Annotated in this window: 14 protein-coding genes; 7 read left to right on the forward strand and 7 right to left on the reverse strand. The window is 42.2% G+C overall.

Annotated features, from left to right (window positions below; translation table 11 throughout):
* Window positions 1-31: 31 nt before the first annotated feature.
* From MKX30_RS20520 to MKX30_RS20535, 4 genes are all read right to left on the reverse strand, one after another.
* Window positions 32-2,944 carry an S-layer homology domain-containing protein gene (locus tag MKX30_RS20520; protein WP_341063366.1) on the reverse strand — a complete coding sequence of 971 codons (2,913 nt, stop codon included), beginning with the start codon at window positions 2,942-2,944 and terminating at the stop codon, window positions 32-34.
* A gap of 381 nt (window positions 2,945-3,325) precedes the next feature.
* A complete protein-coding gene (locus MKX30_RS20525; RefSeq protein ID WP_165179455.1) occupies window positions 3,326-4,048 on the reverse strand; it encodes a hypothetical protein in 723 nt (240 codons plus the stop codon).
* A gap of 299 nt (window positions 4,049-4,347) precedes the next feature.
* Complete coding sequence (locus tag MKX30_RS20530) at window positions 4,348-5,289, reverse strand: hypothetical protein (RefSeq protein ID WP_341063367.1); 942 nt, start codon at window positions 5,287-5,289, stop codon at window positions 4,348-4,350.
* A gap of 389 nt (window positions 5,290-5,678) precedes the next feature.
* Complete coding sequence (locus tag MKX30_RS20535; RefSeq protein WP_023987117.1) at window positions 5,679-6,095, reverse strand: MerR family transcriptional regulator; 417 nt, start codon at window positions 6,093-6,095, stop codon at window positions 5,679-5,681.
* 356 nt (window positions 6,096-6,451) lie between these two features.
* Between MKX30_RS20535 and MKX30_RS20540 the strand changes: the two genes are divergently transcribed.
* Both MKX30_RS20540 and MKX30_RS20545 read left to right on the forward strand, forming a co-directional pair.
* Window positions 6,452-7,492, forward strand: a complete 1,041-nt coding sequence (locus tag MKX30_RS20540) for an NAD(P)-dependent alcohol dehydrogenase (protein ID WP_341063369.1) — start codon at window positions 6,452-6,454, stop codon at window positions 7,490-7,492.
* Window positions 7,493-7,742: 250 nt separating this feature from the next.
* Window positions 7,743-7,949 carry a DUF3953 domain-containing protein gene (locus tag MKX30_RS20545; RefSeq protein WP_233903882.1) on the forward strand — a complete coding sequence of 69 codons (207 nt, stop codon included), beginning with the start codon at window positions 7,743-7,745 and terminating at the stop codon, window positions 7,947-7,949.
* Between the two features lie 126 nt (window positions 7,950-8,075).
* Here the strand turns inward: MKX30_RS20545 and MKX30_RS20550 are convergent, their stop codons facing one another.
* From MKX30_RS20550 to MKX30_RS20560, 3 genes are all read right to left on the reverse strand, one after another.
* Complete coding sequence (locus MKX30_RS20550) at window positions 8,076-9,455, reverse strand: amino acid permease (protein WP_023987114.1); 1,380 nt, start codon at window positions 9,453-9,455, stop codon at window positions 8,076-8,078.
* Between the two features lie 516 nt (window positions 9,456-9,971).
* The gene (locus MKX30_RS20555) at window positions 9,972-10,418 is read right to left on the reverse strand and encodes a GNAT family N-acetyltransferase (RefSeq protein WP_028542025.1); all 447 of its coding nucleotides are present in this window, start codon (window positions 10,416-10,418) and stop codon (window positions 9,972-9,974) included.
* 49 nt (window positions 10,419-10,467) lie between these two features.
* Window positions 10,468-10,935 carry a MarR family winged helix-turn-helix transcriptional regulator gene (locus MKX30_RS20560; protein ID WP_075153775.1) on the reverse strand — a complete coding sequence of 156 codons (468 nt, stop codon included), beginning with the start codon at window positions 10,933-10,935 and terminating at the stop codon, window positions 10,468-10,470.
* Window positions 10,936-11,132: 197 nt separating this feature from the next.
* On the opposite strand from MKX30_RS20560, the gene MKX30_RS20565 reads away from it, so the two are divergent.
* The 5 genes from MKX30_RS20565 to MKX30_RS20585 all read left to right on the forward strand — a co-directional run bounded on the left by MKX30_RS20565 (window position 11,133) and on the right by MKX30_RS20585 (window position 16,068).
* Window positions 11,133-12,008, forward strand: a complete 876-nt coding sequence (locus MKX30_RS20565; RefSeq protein ID WP_023987111.1) for an SDR family NAD(P)-dependent oxidoreductase — start codon at window positions 11,133-11,135, stop codon at window positions 12,006-12,008.
* A gap of 165 nt (window positions 12,009-12,173) precedes the next feature.
* Window positions 12,174-12,854: a hypothetical protein gene (locus tag MKX30_RS20570; protein ID WP_028542022.1), complete on the forward strand. Its 681-nt coding sequence runs from the start codon at window positions 12,174-12,176 to the stop codon at window positions 12,852-12,854.
* A complete protein-coding gene (locus MKX30_RS20575) occupies window positions 12,851-14,266 on the forward strand; it encodes a phage baseplate assembly protein V (protein ID WP_028542021.1) in 1,416 nt (471 codons plus the stop codon). The genes MKX30_RS20570 and MKX30_RS20575 overlap by 4 nt, the downstream gene beginning before the upstream one ends.
* A gap of 12 nt (window positions 14,267-14,278) precedes the next feature.
* Window positions 14,279-15,541 carry a pentapeptide repeat-containing protein gene (locus tag MKX30_RS20580; RefSeq protein WP_028542020.1) on the forward strand — a complete coding sequence of 421 codons (1,263 nt, stop codon included), beginning with the start codon at window positions 14,279-14,281 and terminating at the stop codon, window positions 15,539-15,541.
* Window positions 15,538-16,068: a hypothetical protein gene (locus MKX30_RS20585; RefSeq protein WP_028542019.1), complete on the forward strand. Its 531-nt coding sequence runs from the start codon at window positions 15,538-15,540 to the stop codon at window positions 16,066-16,068. The genes MKX30_RS20580 and MKX30_RS20585 overlap by 4 nt, the downstream gene beginning before the upstream one ends.
* The last annotated feature ends 5 nt before the right edge of the window (window positions 16,069-16,073 follow it).

The following is a 16,073-nucleotide window of genomic DNA, read 5'->3' on the forward strand; positions in this document are numbered from 1 at the left end:
CCTCAAGTCTTAAAAATTCTGTCATTCCAACTTACTGATAATTTACTTCTTCCGCGAAATAGATTTCCTTCAAACGATCCTTTACGCGCTGAATTTCATCTGCTGTTAACGGAGCTGTAGGATGCAGCTTAAAGTTCCTTCCAGTAACATAGCTTACATCTGTGTTCTTATCCAGGTTGTATGGTGTCTTTGGAACCGGTGTGCGGGTATAGTCGGTAAAGTCAATAATGGACCATGCCGCATCTCCATCCTCTTTGGATAAAATAATCCGCTGTGAGGCATTTTCGGTCCACAAATAGCGCAGATTCGCTGGTGAATTATTGGAATCCATAGCCGTCTTAATACCTGAGCCTCTAAACATGAGCGTAAACTCCGTATGATCATTACTCAATCCAGCTACCGATTCATAAATCTGTTTCAGCCCGTCCACGCCCACAATCTCAACCTCACGGTCAACAGGGAAGTGCTTCACAAAGTTTTCCCATATTTGAGACATGTTATGGTTTTTGGCAAGCCAGTTGACATCCAAAATAATGGACATGTAATTTACTGTATTCAAACGTTGATACGGGTTATCTAAATATTGCTGTGCTATATACAGTTGTGGTGCCGCATCCGTTTCCGTCACATATGGATCACCTGGATGGAGAGTCCAGCGTGAAGAATCTTTGGTATAACGCGACCCGATGGGATCAATCGAAATCGAGTTCATAAATACGATACCGCTATTATTTGTAAGCCCCTGTGCCGGAACAATCGGATTATCCTTATGGGACCAGTAAGGCATCAAAGGTGAACCCTCACCATACATGTTGTTCACATTATACTGTGTAGCCGACCACCCCATCGCTGAGGTAATCTTAAAATGATCCTTAAGCCATTGGGCCTGCTCAGGATTCACCGTAAAGCCGGTCAATGATTTAGGCAGATACTTCCGATATTGGTCTGTATCCATACTTTCAAACACCGAAGGTGATCCCAACGAACCAGATTGGTGCAGCTCATTGAGGGCATTATAACGATACATATACAACCACTCGTTCATCTGTGCTTCCCATTCAGGAAGATCAAACAGATTATTCGGATACCCATCCAAAATCCCGACTTCATCGCCATACTGATCCACGTATTCCAAAACCTTTTTAAGCTGCGGACGATTTGATTCCACAAAAATAAATCTATTTTCCATGGCCCACGTCACTTTTAAGTTGGTACCAAAGTGATCCATCAGCAATTGACGCGACTGCTCAATTTGCTCTACCGTGGTCGTACTGCCCGCATCTTTTCCCTGTAGCATCATGGAGATAGCAAAATATTGCTTTTTGCGTGCTCCTGGTACTACAGTTAACTCGGCATCGGATATGAAGTGAATTCCCTGAGAGGGTGATTCAACCTCAATCTTGAATGGAATGACAGAGTTCAATGCAGGAATCAGATGCAGGTTGGCAATATGTCCATCCTCGTCAAATATCCCTCTGGAATCCTCTATACGAAGCTTCAAGTCTGACGGCAATAGACCGGACGGTATGACCTCTCCCTTTGCATTTTGAAATACATAGGGCATGCTCCAGGCTGTAGGGTCTAGAGTAGTGGCCTGTGAAATGGTGTACGTCGCCAAGTATACGGACCTGATTACAGTCGGGTCCTCTACCGGAGGAGTCTTCCCTCTCACGATCAGCTTGGTCTGTGCTTTAAGTACCCGATAAGGTTTAGCAATGGTGACTTCCATCTCTACAGGAATATAACCATCAGCAGCAGGTATATTTTCGGAATGCGCAATTTTCCCATGTTCATCAAATACACCTAATGTATCACTAAATGTGTAGGTGACACTTGTGACGCTAACAGCGGGAATGCTTACCAAGTGCCCTTTATTGTAGAGATCAAAGGACAGCTGATACGAAGGATACGTTTCCGGTTGATTGACCAACTCGGGCGCCTTGATTACTACCTCATCCACCACGAAATCCGACGAATGATCCGGTGGTTCTGACGGAGTCACTGGCGGTATGATTGGTGGTATCACTGGCGGTGTCACTGGTGGTATCACCGGTGGTTTGGGACTAGGTTCTGGTCGTATAATTGGCGGTTCCGGCTTCGGCTCTGTTGGTGTTACCGGAGATACCGGTGGATCGGGTCTTGGACTATGGCTTTTAGGCTCTTCGATCTCCGGATTCGCACGCTGGTGACTGATTTCCGGCGCCAGGTCGACCACGATCTTCCTCGATTCCGTTGGACTGGCTGGCTGATTCGTCATTGCAGTTCCATTTCCTAATGATTCCAGCAAAAGCTTAGCACGTTCTCTCAGACCGTCACCGCCTAGCCATATCCGATATGCTACCAGTGTAGCATCCTGCCGTCTCACAGACTCTTTGGGATGGAAATAATGATTCGTATCCCCCTCGATCAGCTCCAACCGTTCCATCAGCCATACGCTCGTTTGTGCATAGTCTGATATATCAGCCTGATCCACAAAACTAGATCTATCGGAAGCGCGGGTATCTTCAGGAACGCCGAAATACCTGGCATACCACACCGCCATATCCTGACGGGTCATATTATGCTTTGCACCGAATAACTGATCACTAATTCCCTTGGTAATGTTCTCTGCTTGCAAGGTCTGCACATAGGGTAGAGCCCACGGTGACACATCACTAAAAGAAGCAACGCTTTTGTTAACCGAAGTTCGTTTTAAGGTTTTAACGAAAATGCTCGCCCATTCCTGCCTCGAAATAAAATGCACAGGTCGAAAACTACCATCCTGATAACCCGTAACATACCCTTGAGCAGCCATGGCTTCAATTGCATCAGCTGCGTAGGAATGTTCGATATCGTTAAAGACCCTGTCTGCAAAAACAGGCACAGTATGTATACAGAACAACCAAACAGCCAGTAAAGCAGCGATGTACTGCCTAATTTGTTTTAACTTTTTTTCACATTTCATATTATTTGGATCCTTGCACCTCCTTTACGATATAGCATCAGGTCACTTCCACCTGCACTTCTGTTTCAACTCTGAAAATTATCTCTTTTGTTTTCAAACGGATTTCATTTCAATTAACACCAAACTGTATATACTTGAATTATCGGAATAATATCCCTAGGATTGAATAAAGACAGCAAAAAAAGTAGTTATAGATTACGGTTCCATCCGTAAAATTGTCATTATTTTAAAGGCATATATCCCGATCTTTTAAAATGGTTTTCATTGGGAATTAAATTTCCAGCATTTTTTCATTACTAAATTTTCTAATGCGAGCATCACAATAAAAAAGATAACATCATGTATAAAGCACCATACACAATGTTATCTCTTCTTTTGTTTTTATTGGCTATCTCCATCAGCTGTTGATTCTTTGTTGCCAGCACCCTTAAAAACATAATAATAACCTTCTGAAATCCCATCTTGCGGATAAGCTGCAGGATCTTCGCTGGTTACTTGACCTACAAGCTCCTGATTCTTAAACGTGTGAGGACCTTCCTCTATTAGCGCCTCAGCAGACATCCCACTGATAAGTCTTACGGTACTGGACCAGAATGTAACTAAATATATATCGTTAGCATTAAATTGAAAGCGTCCTTCACTGGGTGTCCCCTCATAAAACAGCTCAGACAAAGAAGCCGCTTCTGACCCTCTCATAAAAATTTGAATATCACTAGTTCCATTCCATCTATGAGGAATTCCGCCTCTGGGATTTATATACTCTACAACCTCAGGCTCTTGATCGCGAAGAAAATCAGTAACTGTAAATTTGTACACATCATCCGTTATACTCTCGGTTACAACTCCAGTTGTTTTCCCTGTTTTATAGCCACTGAAATCTCCATACACATTTGGGGTTTGACTTAAAGCTGCAAAAAACCTTTCCTGATCCATATATTCGACTCTTCCAGGTACCGCAGTCAATCTATATGTCTTGACCTCAGTGCCCTTGTACTTATCCCAAGTATATTCTGTAGCTGCATAAGATACTCCACTGTTCCAGCTCACAGATGCCACCATGAGAATACCTATCATCAATAATAATGGCCATTTTTTCAACACCATACCCTCAACCTCTTTCTCAAAGTACACTCAAATCATTATTAGCATTATAGCTTTTCAACAGTTCTATTAACAGTTAAATATTAGAAAAAAGTGTGGATGATTTTTGTCACCTATGAGCTACAAAATTTCCTTGAACAACTGGCAGCCCCTGTCCACTTTACTTTATGATGGATGGGTAGCAGAACATAATAAAGGCATTATGGAGAGAGAATACTGGGGTCTATAACGGCTTTATTCCAAGCTAGGATTTTCGGAAATTTATACGTATTGGTATCAAGTTAAAACATGCATTGAATAAGCTATTTCCCTGTATTCTGCTGATCGGTTGCTGCTTTGAGACGTTTTTCCATTTCCGTAGACACCATAATGTTTAACAGACCCATGAGATTATTTGTCTCATCTCTTGCTTTTCGATAGGCAGCAGTGAAGACTTTTTCATTCGCGGCAGGGTTTTTAATGTCACTTAGTTTCTTCCACTCGGGCTTAACGCGTTGATCGTACATATCGTACAAGCTGATGTCTGTAGGTGTCTGGGCAACAGGCATCATAGACTCAAATTTCGAGGCAACCTTAAAAAATCCCAGCGTATTTTGGACCGATGGACTAGAATAATCATGCGTCCTCATCGCTTCTTCTAAAATATGAAGTCCCTCGCGTGACAAATAGAGCATTTTGACGAGTCCTCTTTCTGTATTAGAGGTTTCCTCCCACTTCTTGTAGGACTCACCTGGAGCAACTCCCTCTGTAAAAAAATTATAAGCTTCATGAATAAATTCATCTGTATTCAGGTGGATGGGTTCTTCTGTATATAAATTCACGACAGAATCACTGTAATTTGCAATGTTTACATGTTTCCCGGTTGGATCGGAAACCCGCCGAATCGGATGATCCTGTACTCGTACCAGCCCATAACGATCTGCAAAGGTAAGAAGCTGCTCCTGCGTCGTATTTAACCCTATTTGTCCTGCTGGCCGATCGGGCTTCGTTGCTTCTTTAGCCACGTCGGAATACGTCTTCCCATTACCTTTTGTAGCTTGGTCTGTAGTATTGCTCACAACACCATCCACACCAGCCTGTTCCGCATTGTCCACCTTGGCATTCTGTGTAGTCGTAGTCGTTGCCGTTGCTGCTCCAGTCGTAGATTCACCTTCAATTTGCTTCTTGGAGTCACCGCATGCAGTCAGCAAAGCAGCTAAACTTATTACAGCAGTCAACAAAATAATATACGCTTTTGCCTTCATTAGTACCTTCCTCATTTCCTTATGTATCATTCTTTATACCTTTGCGGTCTGATTGTAGCCTTCAATAATATGGAATTAATCTTATCAAAAATAAAAATGAGGGAATACTGGACCATACTCCTGATTATCTTCGATGATTCTATAGTAATTCGTTGTTTTCTGAACTAAAGTCGTGGCTCTCAACCTATATAATGGGCAAATTGCCCGTTGACTTTCGGAATACTTGATCCTCGGTACTACTCCTGCCTGTTCAAGTTACATTATAGTTGGTTCCTAGTTTTCAAAAGCCGATCGTGCTGTTTTAAATCAGTAGGTTGTGTAAATCGAATATTACAAACGAAAGCACCTGTAATTCATATAGAAATAGATGAATTACAGGTGCTTTTCTATTAGTTAGTAATGAGACTCCCTATTTTATTATTTTTATGAATATTTTCCGTTCCGGCTTCCAATGCAGTTTTGTAATATGAGCATTTATGTTCAATAACTTCCATTGTTTTTTTAAGTTCTTCCATTTGTGCTTCTACAGTAGCTTTTCGTTCCATAAACATGTCATATCTTTGTTGTAGTGTGGAATCCCCACCAGAACACCAATCAATGAAATTTTTAATTTCTTTGATCGGCATCCCGGTGGATTTTAGACATTCAATTATTTTTAAAGCGTCGATATCGGATTCTTTAAATAATCTTGTTCCGCTAGATGTCCGTTCTACAAAAGGCATAAGTCCCTCCTTGTCGTAGTACCGCAAAGCGTATGCTGTAAGATTCAATTCTTTTGCAACTTCGCTGATAGAATATGTCTTCATCATGTATCTCCTATTCTTAATGACATAGACTTCGAGTTAACTCTATGATATAAGGGGGATTCTATCAAGTTATTTGTAGAATGTCAAAGTCCCCTTATAGGAAAAGTAGAATCAGATGCTATCTAACGAAATATAATTAGCTGTAATGAACCTGAACCTGTACGAGCAGAAATTCCCAAAAGGAATATAAACTTGCGCTTGACTTAGAGTTAACTATAAGGATTAACATTGATTTGCAAGAGAAAAAGTATAAATGGAAATGAATGAAGGGTAACTTCAAGCGACTTCAGCTAGTTTTCAATTTATACCGATATAACTGCATTCTCTTGAAAAATAGAAATAATTGGAGGCTATTTATGATAACTGCTAAAGCGCGAGCTGTCGATGGCCCAGACAAACCGTTTCGATCGGCTGAAATTAAACGACGGGATCTTGTTTCACACGATGTTCTGATTGAAATTAAATATGCCGGCATATGCCATTCTGACATCCACACTGCTCACGGCGAATGGGGGCCAGTGAACTACCCTCTCGTACCTGGACATGAAATTGCAGGGATTGTCACGGAGGTAGGATCTGAGGTTACAAAGTACAGAGTTGGTGACCGGGTAGGGGTTGGCTGTATGGTCGATTCCTGTGGAGAATGTGAGAACTGTCGTAAAGGAGAGGAACAATACTGCCTTAAAGGAAATGTCCCTACCTATGCTGGTGTTGACAAATACGGCGAGCCTACACAAGGCGGATATTCTACCCACATTGTCGTAACTGAGGATTTTGCAGTGAAAATTCCAGATAACATTGAGCTAGACGTGGCTGCTCCATTACTTTGTGCAGGTATTACGACTTATTCACCGTTGAACCGCTGGGGTGCTGGTCCAGATAAGAAAGTGGCCGTTGTGGGAATGGGAGGCCTTGGCCATATGGCTATCAAGATTGCACATGCTATGGGTGCTGAGGTAACCGTTCTATCACAAACATTAAAGAAAAAGGATGATGGCTTGCAATTTGGTGCGGATCACTATTATGCTACAAGCGAACCAGAAACATTTGAAAAGCTTGCTGGGCACTTTGATTTGATTATTAACACGGTAAGTGCTGCCATCGATATGGATGCTTATTTTGCACTACTCAATCTAGATGGAACTTTGGTGAATGTCGGTGCCCCTGGGGAGCCGTTGTCACTAAATGTGATGTCCCTTATCGGACATCGCCGTTCATTTGCTGGTTCAATGATAGGAGGCATCCGTGAGACACAGGAAATGTTGGATTTTTGTGCAAAACACAATATTGTTCCTAAAATTGAAGTGATATCGGCCGACCAGATTGACGAAGCCTACAAACGAGTGTTAGCTTCTGATGTGAAGTATAGATTCGTGATTGACATTAGCACAATGTAAGCTATGTAAATCATAAGTTGTACAAGTGATTTTAATTTTGAAGGTGTCCCCAAAGTATTACTTGGGACACCTTCACTTTATTCTGTGTACCATCCTATTGTCTATTTCCTCTATTTTGTATTTATTTGTAATTCAAAGATTCTACCCTTAGAATATAATACATTAGGAATAAATAGGAAGGGGGAACTTATCTATGTTCAAGAAAATGGATATTTACAGAATCCTCACTTTAATATTTGCTGTAGTTGTTATGATCTCTTCCTCTTTATCACTCGCATACCCAGACACCTATAGGGACTCATACAAAATCGCGCAATTTTTTCTAGGGTTTATATTTTTATTTTCTGGAATTACAGAGTTTAAGGCTAACCGTAAGAGTATAGCAATAATGAACTTCTCAGTTTCCCTTCTCACTTTTTTTGTCTCTATATTTACACTTGTAGTGCGAACAGGCTAACCACACGGTTCTATACCTCAGTAACAACCCTCCCATAGCCCTCTCCCTCGTCATGTAAAAGAAAAGCCGAGCGAACTCAGGATCATCTGAATTGCGCTCGGCAAATGTTACGTATTTAGCAATTTTTTAGTTTTCCTCTAATTCTTCAATTCTCTGCCGCTTTCCTATGCCAAAGACAAAATATCCAATAATGACGATCGCCATGAATGTTGCCCCGACAATCAACGACAAGCGTGTGTCTGGATTAAACCACATTCCAACGATCACCAGCAACAAAAAGATAATGGTAATGTAATTACTGATCGGAAAAAAACGAGATTTAAAGGTGTGATCCTTCATTTCGTCTTTCCACTTTTTCCTGAATTTAAATTGACTGATGGCTAATGCAAACCACGGTACCATGCCTGGAAGAACACTGGCGCTGTAAATATACAGAAACAGTTTGGAATCAGGCATTAAATAGTTAAATAATACCCCTACCAGCAGCAAGGAAATGGTCGTTATTATACTATTTCTAGGGACGCCGCTTGGAGAAACTTTCCCGAAAAACTTGGGAGCTTGTCCGTTCTTAGCCAACGTGTATAACATTCTTCCCGCACTGTAAATACCACTGTTACAACCAGACATCGCAGCTGTAAGTACAACAAAGTTAATGATACCCGCAGCAGCCACAATTCCTACCTTGGCAAAAGTCAGAACAAATGGGCTACCGATCTCGCCTATTTGGTTCCAAGGATAAATCGTAACAATGACAAAGATTGCACCCACGTAGAAAATCAGAATACGCCAGATGATGTTTTTAATGGCTTTTCGCAGTGTCGTTTTTGGATTTTCAGCTTCACCTGCCGTAATACCCACCATTTCTATCCCTTGGTAAGCCGCTGTTACAATACAGAGTGCAAACAGAAACCCTTTCAAACCACCTGCAAAGAAGCCGCCATGGCTGTACAGATTGGATAGACCTATCGGTTGTCCACCGTTACCGAGTCCAAAGAAGATCATCCCCGTACCAACTACTAACATGAAGATAATGGCGACAATTTTAATCATCGCAAACCAAAACTCAAATTCCCCATAAAATTTCACAGCCGCCAAATTGGCCAATGCAATAATAATTACACCTGCCAAAGCCGGCAACCATTGCGGGATATCTGGGAACCAGTAGCCCACATATACCCCAATCGCAGTGACTTCCGCCATCCCTACGGTAACCCATAAAAACCAATAGCTCCAGGCGGTCAAGAAACCGGCTAAAGGGCTGATATATTTATGAGCAAATGTAGCGAATGAGCCTGTCACCGGTTCAAGAATCAGCATTTCCCCCATGATCCGCATGACAAAAAACATAATAATCCCAGCTAAGAGATAAGCCAGCAGCACTGAGGGACCTGCCCATTTTATCGTACTTGCCGATCCCATAAACAAACCGACGCCAATCGTACCTCCAAGCGCAATCAACTCAACGTGCCGTGGCTTTAGCCCTCTCGTTAATTGTTTCGATTCCAAAAGAACGCTCCCCTTCGTATATGTTCATCATCAAACGCTAATGATCCGGAAAACTGTCCCCAAACATTATTAACTTTTCAGACTGACGTGGTCGTGAGTGAACGACAACAAAGTAGTTCCACGATTCGTAAATATACCAGAAAACCACGTCCTATTTACCGTCCAAACCTTACTGTTTCTAAGACCGAGTCCGTAGCATTAGATGCATTGTATGACAAAAAACGCCTAAATACAACTGCTAATTAGCAGACATTTTTATGCATGAAATGGAAAGGAAGGCTATTCATATTTTCTGAACAATGGTCAATTTAATGTAATGCATTAGAGTGCTAAACAAACATATTTCTTCAATGATAAATATCACGATATTAAGTCTATTTGAAATCCCAGATGAAGATATAACTGGTCAATGGATTGATGCAAGTGGCGGATCTCATCTATAAAATTGAAGGGTTCAAAGCCTAGCTAAAGATCAGGCTTTTGAACCCGCTTATTCAATGATGAATGAATATGTATTTATTTGAGATTTTTTATAAAATTTTTCTGATCCTTGGTAAACATATAGCCACGTCGTTCATAGAACCTGTGAGCCTGTATCCGACTTGGGTGAGATAATAGTTTGATCCCAGAAAATCCATGGGACTTTCCCCACTGTTCAAGACGCTCAATCAACATGCTACCTACACCTTGATTTCTATACTTTTCTTTAACAACAAATCCTAGTACATTTACCAAAGATTCAGAAAAAAGTAATTCATATGGGCTTCCATGAATATATCCTAATACCTCGTTATTTTCTTCATAAACAAAGATCATATCTTTTGATTCCTTTGTAATCAATTCAATCTTCTCTTTTACTTTTTCTTCAGGAAATAGATATAGATTGGGGTTAAAATCTTGGTTCAACAAATAAATGTCATGATAATCAGATACCCTAATTTCCCTAACATTTTTTTCTTTCACTTTTGAATACCCCCTATTTTCATCATACGATGCTTTATGTCTAAACTCATTAATCCTCGCAATCTTGACCGTTAAAACAATTCAGCATCCCAATAAATGCTTCAAGTTTGGAATCCTCCCATGTTGAAATACGTTGATAAAACTCATTTTCTTTTTCTTTTAAAGCTTCCAAGGCTTTTCCACGACCATTAGCTGTCAGGGATATCAACACCCCCCGGCGATCCTCAGGATGAGTTTCACTTTTTACATATTCCAATTGCTTAAGCTGAGTAACAAGACGGCTGACAGAGCTTCGATCCATAGCGGTGGATTCTGCCAAAAATGTAGCGCTTGCCGGACCGTACGAAAGAAGACAGCGTACGATCAGAAAAGCCGCAGGTTGTAATGATGGATCGAAAAGTGCCGCAGTTTTTACATTGAGTGCATGTGACGCGCTTATAAGTGCATTAAGTTGTTCACCAAGATTCAGTTCTAATTGCTCTCTTGTAGAATTTGGATGTTGAGTTTTATTATCCATATGTCTCCACCTTATTTAAATTAGTATGAATATATTTGACATATATCAATCAAAATACATATACTTGATATATGTCAATCATATTTTCAACTTTGGTAAGTGTCAAGCAGAAGATCTACAGTATAAAGCATCCACAACCGTAAAGCGTAGACATGAATAAGAATGTAATTAGATCGAGAATTTGGAGGATGATGTATATGTCGACATACCCGATTATTGTAATCACTGGTGCTACTAACGGTCTTGGACAATGGGTAGCAATTGAATTAGCCCAACGCGGAGCACATCTAGTCTTAACAGCCAGAAATGAAAAGCGTGCTGAAACGACTAGAAATATTCTGAGAGACTTGGCGCCAAGTACAAAGGTAGACTTTTTTTTCGGGGACCTGTCTCTTATGAAAGATGTCAAACGTATTGGGGATGAAATTAAAGCTAATTATCCAAAGATTGATGTATTAGTGAACAATGCTGGATTACATGGATTTGAACAGCGAATAACCTCAGAGGGTTTGGCAGAAATGATAGCCGTAAACTATCTTGCCCCGTGGCTGTTAACGCATACACTACTCAATTCACTAATGGAATCCACAAATGCTAGGATCGTCAATGTAGCTTCTGAAGCGTCACGCAACCATGGTGAATTAAAATTACCGGAGGATTTAATAGATACATCTGCATTTACCGCAAGAGGTTCATCTAAGATATACGGAAAGACTAAACTTCTTAATATCATGTTTACAGAAGAACTTGGACGTCAATTGGATGGAACCGGAATCGTAGTTAACGCACTTAATCCAGGCTTTAACGTTACCGGCCTTGGCCGTGAGTTAGGATTTTCTTCGGTACTTGCAAAAATATTGAACGCTTTGCATATCGGAGACCCACGGAGAGGAGCAGAAATTATTATTCGTTTAGCAACAGAATCCCAATATCAAGAAGTGACAGGCGGGTATTTTAATGTTGGTACTGGTAAGCTGATTGTGCCGGCATATCCTGGTGGGGATAGCAAGATGCAACGCCTACTTTGGAGTACTACAACCGAATTATTACGGCAAAAAGGCGTTATGGAATGAAATAGAATCTAAAATCGAACAATGTCCCCCCAACGAATGGTTCATTTTGTAAACTAAATCTCTCTTTTAACCGATAAATACATATGTTGGTTCTGTACTTAAATATCTCCTCCCATCTTTACATATTCAAGTACAAACGTGTATTTTTCTAAAAGGGGGCTTTCTATGAACTATCTAGACGAGCATATACTTAGCCTCAAAGCTAAAATGGTGGATCAGAAGACAGCTAATAACGATAATGTGAAATCCATCCCAGCTCAAACCCAGAAATCGGAACTGGACGGTTCCATGTTTGAAGAAACAAAGCTACTTCATGTTGAAAATGATTATCTCACGTTGGAGCCCATTACAATACTACACGGAGAGATTGGTTTCTACATCCCCAAGTCCTTCACTCCTATGCCAATGGAGCAAGCTATAATCAAATATCCTTCAGAGCATCGACCAAAGGTCATTTATACCTCATCTGAGGAGACCATCAATATCACTTTTAATCCTACAGATACCGCTCTGGAAGCGGAAGAACTGCCTGATTTTGTAGAGCAAATGGCGGATATTTTACGGTCTGTACAACCGATTCGCAACTGGTTAGGTACCGAAATGGTCACCAACTGTTCCGGACTTTCAGTTGGGCAGATTCGTTTTGTGGCGGCGGGGATCGACGGTAATCTATACAACAAAATGCTGCTCTTCATCCATAATGGACGAGTTGTCATAGGTTCCTTTAGCTGTCTGGAGGCAGATCTCGAAGTCTGGTTACCTGTAGCAGAATACTGGGTTCAATCCCTTTCTGTCCTTCCACCCTCCATCTATTCTACAAATGAGAAAGGAATGACTACACCATGAGTCTGGGATACGATCAAATTCAAATTCACCCTTATGAACAAATTGATCTGGAGGAGCTTACCTTAACGAAAAAAATTAACGAGCATACTCGGCTTTATTTTACAGGTATTATCCCCGAAGACTTGCAAGACAGCTATGTGGAAACGACAGAAAAAAATACCATCATTGAAGTCAGTCAACAAGATGAATCTGGCGCAAGCAAACCGCTATTTAGTGGGATTGCCCTCTCGGTCGAGGTAAAAGTCGTGCGAGGTGTGTACTATCTGGAGGTGGAAGCTATTTCCCATACTTACCGGATGGACATGAAGCAGCGTACTCGTTCTTTTCAGTATACGAAAATGACGATTCCTCAAATGCTGGAGCACATAGGTAAGGACTATGAAGGACTGGATGTGATCGACGGGGCTACCGGCGGAGAAGCCATCGGACGGCTTGCCATTCAGTATCAGGAGACAGACTGGGCGTTTTTAAGACGCATAGCCTCCCGTTATCATACGAGTCTGATGCCTGTAGCCCGTTTTGACAGTCCCAAATTTTATTTTGGTATTGAGGACAGCCCTGCACAGGCGATACTGGATCATACCCGTTATACCGTACGTAAGCAATTGCTTCCTTTTCGTTATTTTCAGGAGAATGAGCAAACCCAACTGAGTGAACACGATTTTATTTTTTATGAGGTAGAAACGGATGAGGTACTCGACTTGGGCGCTCAGTTGAATTTTCAGGGGCATAACCTGTATGTGATGGAAGCCTACACCGCCATGAGTCAAGGACTGCTGCGGCATCAGTATGTGTTGGGTTCTTACCAAGGATTTCGGCAAAAAGGCTACTACCAGGATAAGCTGGCAGGAGCCTCATTAAGCGGTATTGTGCTGGACGTACGTCAGGATCAGGTGCGCATTCATCTGGATTGTGATGAACAACAGGACACAAACCAAGCACACTGGTTCAACTATTCTACTGTATACAGTGGCGGTGGCCATACCGGCTGGTACGTCATGCCAGAAAAAGGCGATTCAGTTTCCCTCTATTTCCCCGGTAGTCGGGAAGAAGACGGCGTTGCAGGTAGTGCCGTGAGAAGGGCAGATCGCAAGAGTACGCATAACCATTTTTCCAATCCGCAAATGAAAATATGGCGTACCCCGCATGGCAAGGAAATTCGACTGGGACCGGATGAACTGGTCGTTACAGGTAAGGACGGCGCTATTTATATCAAACTGGACGATAAAGAAGGCATTCATATTGCGAGCAGCAAACAGGTGAATATTACGGCGGGAGGCAATCTCAGCCTGTCTGCGGGAAAGACGATGAGTCTGTCCGCAGGTAGTCAGCTCCGTATGGATTGTAATGGTAGTCATATTGAATTAAGCGGATCGGCGGATATGAAAGGCAGCGAAGTGAAGTCGAATTAAGGATGATTAGACATGGAAAAGCAAACAGATGTGTTAGATCAACAACAAACGGCTCTTCATCAGGCTTGGTCTTTCATTCGCAAAGAATGGGCGTTGACATGTAAATCAACACAAACACAAAGATTACAGCATATAGTAGAACATTTTCGCGCCTTTTGTGAGCTGGTTCGGCAAAAACAACTCACAGGTCGTAAAGGTCATATCGGTTACATCACCTACTCTATGCTGCGCACCACATGGCTTGAACAGAAGCCCGTTTATCTTGTTGAAGCTACGGATGCCTTATGGATGCTTGATGCTGAGCCCGTTCAGTTGGAGTACGATGCAAGTTGGATTTTTCTCTATTGGACTCAATTACGTGAACAACTTGGGGCTGAAACTTTGAAGCAACAAGTCTCCCTTTCCGAACTTGAATTGGAACAGATCATGTTGGAAGCAGCGGGATATCTTCATACGATGATCGTTAGTCTAGTTCGTCAGGCTATGAAGCAAGCAGTCCACCTACCAGAGTTTGAGGCGTTGGATCGTGAAGAAGCTTTTGAGATTCGCGTCGGAGAGTATATGGATCATAGTGTCTCCGTGTATCGGGAAGATCGAAGACCCGTGGATGCAAACATAATAAAGTCTTGGCTGGAGGAAAAAGAAGAATCGGCCTACAGCTACCAAGCACTGTCTCAAGTTCAACTGTCGGATGGAAATTACAGTTCCTTGGATTTTCGCTATACAGTCTTTCGCCAGATCGGGATGCAACAAAGTCAATTGCATCACTGTATCCTCGTAGGCACGGTATGGCAAGAAGCTCAGCTAGATGGAACCGACCTTTCGCACAGCCTGCTTCATGGAGCCGATTTCAGTGGCTGTTCCCTGCAAGAGGCTGTACTGGACGAAGTGATAAGCAATAGCGAATATGGATCGGATGCTTGGCTGGATTGGGAACCGTTAGGATTGGATGGAGTGAATTTTACAAGAGCTAATTTACAGGGAGCTAGTTTTCAACATGCACAGCTTCAAGGAGCTACTTTCCAAGATGCCGCGCTGCAAAGAGCTTTATTTAACAGCGCGGATCTAACAGGTGCCTGCTTTGTAGGAGCCGATGTTACTGACGCTTCGTTTATAGGTGCATGTTTAGTAAACGCTAATTTTACAGGAGCAAAACTACACCGGGTAAGCTTTACAGATGACCAACTAAGCGAAGCCATTGGCCTTGCTGCTATAGAAGCGCCCCTGGCTACACAGATAACAGATGCAGTGAGTAAAGGGGAGTGGATGTCATGAGGTATTACCGACTCATGGTGGACGAGCGCGTAAAGCATCGGGTGGAGACTGCGCCCCTGTCTCCCTTGCAGGTGGAGGATATCCTTTCGGGTCATACCCTTCAGGCGGAGGATACTCCCCTGTTTCTAGCAGTACATACAGATCCACGAACCGTATATCCGGATTTTCTGGAGTTCCCTTTGCCACTGGTTTCAGACTCCATGAAAGCCCTGTTGGAAAAATATATGCCGGAGCTGGAATGGAAGGCCGCTATACTTACCGATTTTCAGAAAGCCAGGCAGGATGTGTACTGGGTACTGCGTCCACCTGTGGTGGATTGTCTTTCCTCACAAACCGAGTGGTATCCCGACCACACCTTGAAGCAATTGGTACTTAAACACGGGAAAATCGAATCCTCTATATTTCGGATTGCCGGCTTGTTGGAAGCACGTATCTATATCAATCTCGCGGTAGCGGAAAGTCTGCTGCGTCGTCCATTTACAGGTGTTCGTGTGCAAAAAGTAGAGATGGCCACAAAGGAGGAATAATCCGT

Origin of the sequence: Paenibacillus sp. FSL P2-0173, assembly GCF_038008045.1 — a bacterium.
GTDB lineage: Bacteria > Bacillota > Bacilli > Paenibacillales > Paenibacillaceae > Paenibacillus > Paenibacillus polymyxa_B.

Bases quoted from the DNA above. Each gene is read 5' to 3' on its own strand.
- MKX30_RS20520 (WP_341063366.1), bottom strand. From the start codon at position 2,944: ATGAAATGTGAAAAAAAGTTAAAACAAATTAGGCAGTACATCGCTGCT.
- MKX30_RS20525 (WP_165179455.1), bottom strand. From the start codon at position 4,048: ATGGTGTTGAAAAAATGGCCATTATTATTGATGATAGGTATTCTCATG.
- MKX30_RS20530 (WP_341063367.1), bottom strand. From the start codon at position 5,289: ATGAAGGCAAAAGCGTATATTATTTTGTTGACTGCTGTAATAAGTTTA.
- MKX30_RS20535 (WP_023987117.1), bottom strand. From the start codon at position 6,095: ATGAAGACATATTCTATCAGCGAAGTTGCAAAAGAATTGAATCTTACA.
- MKX30_RS20540 (WP_341063369.1), top strand. From the start codon at position 6,452: ATGATAACTGCTAAAGCGCGAGCTGTCGATGGCCCAGACAAACCGTTT.
- MKX30_RS20545 (WP_233903882.1), top strand. From the start codon at position 7,743: ATGATCTCTTCCTCTTTATCACTCGCATACCCAGACACCTATAGGGAC.
- MKX30_RS20560 (WP_075153775.1), bottom strand. From the start codon at position 10,935: ATGGATAATAAAACTCAACATCCAAATTCTACAAGAGAGCAATTAGAA.
- MKX30_RS20565 (WP_023987111.1), top strand. From the start codon at position 11,133: ATGTCGACATACCCGATTATTGTAATCACTGGTGCTACTAACGGTCTT.
- MKX30_RS20570 (WP_028542022.1), top strand. From the start codon at position 12,174: ATGAACTATCTAGACGAGCATATACTTAGCCTCAAAGCTAAAATGGTG.
- MKX30_RS20575 (WP_028542021.1), top strand. From the start codon at position 12,851: ATGAGTCTGGGATACGATCAAATTCAAATTCACCCTTATGAACAAATT.
- MKX30_RS20580 (WP_028542020.1), top strand. From the start codon at position 14,279: ATGGAAAAGCAAACAGATGTGTTAGATCAACAACAAACGGCTCTTCAT.
- MKX30_RS20585 (WP_028542019.1), top strand. From the start codon at position 15,538: ATGAGGTATTACCGACTCATGGTGGACGAGCGCGTAAAGCATCGGGTG.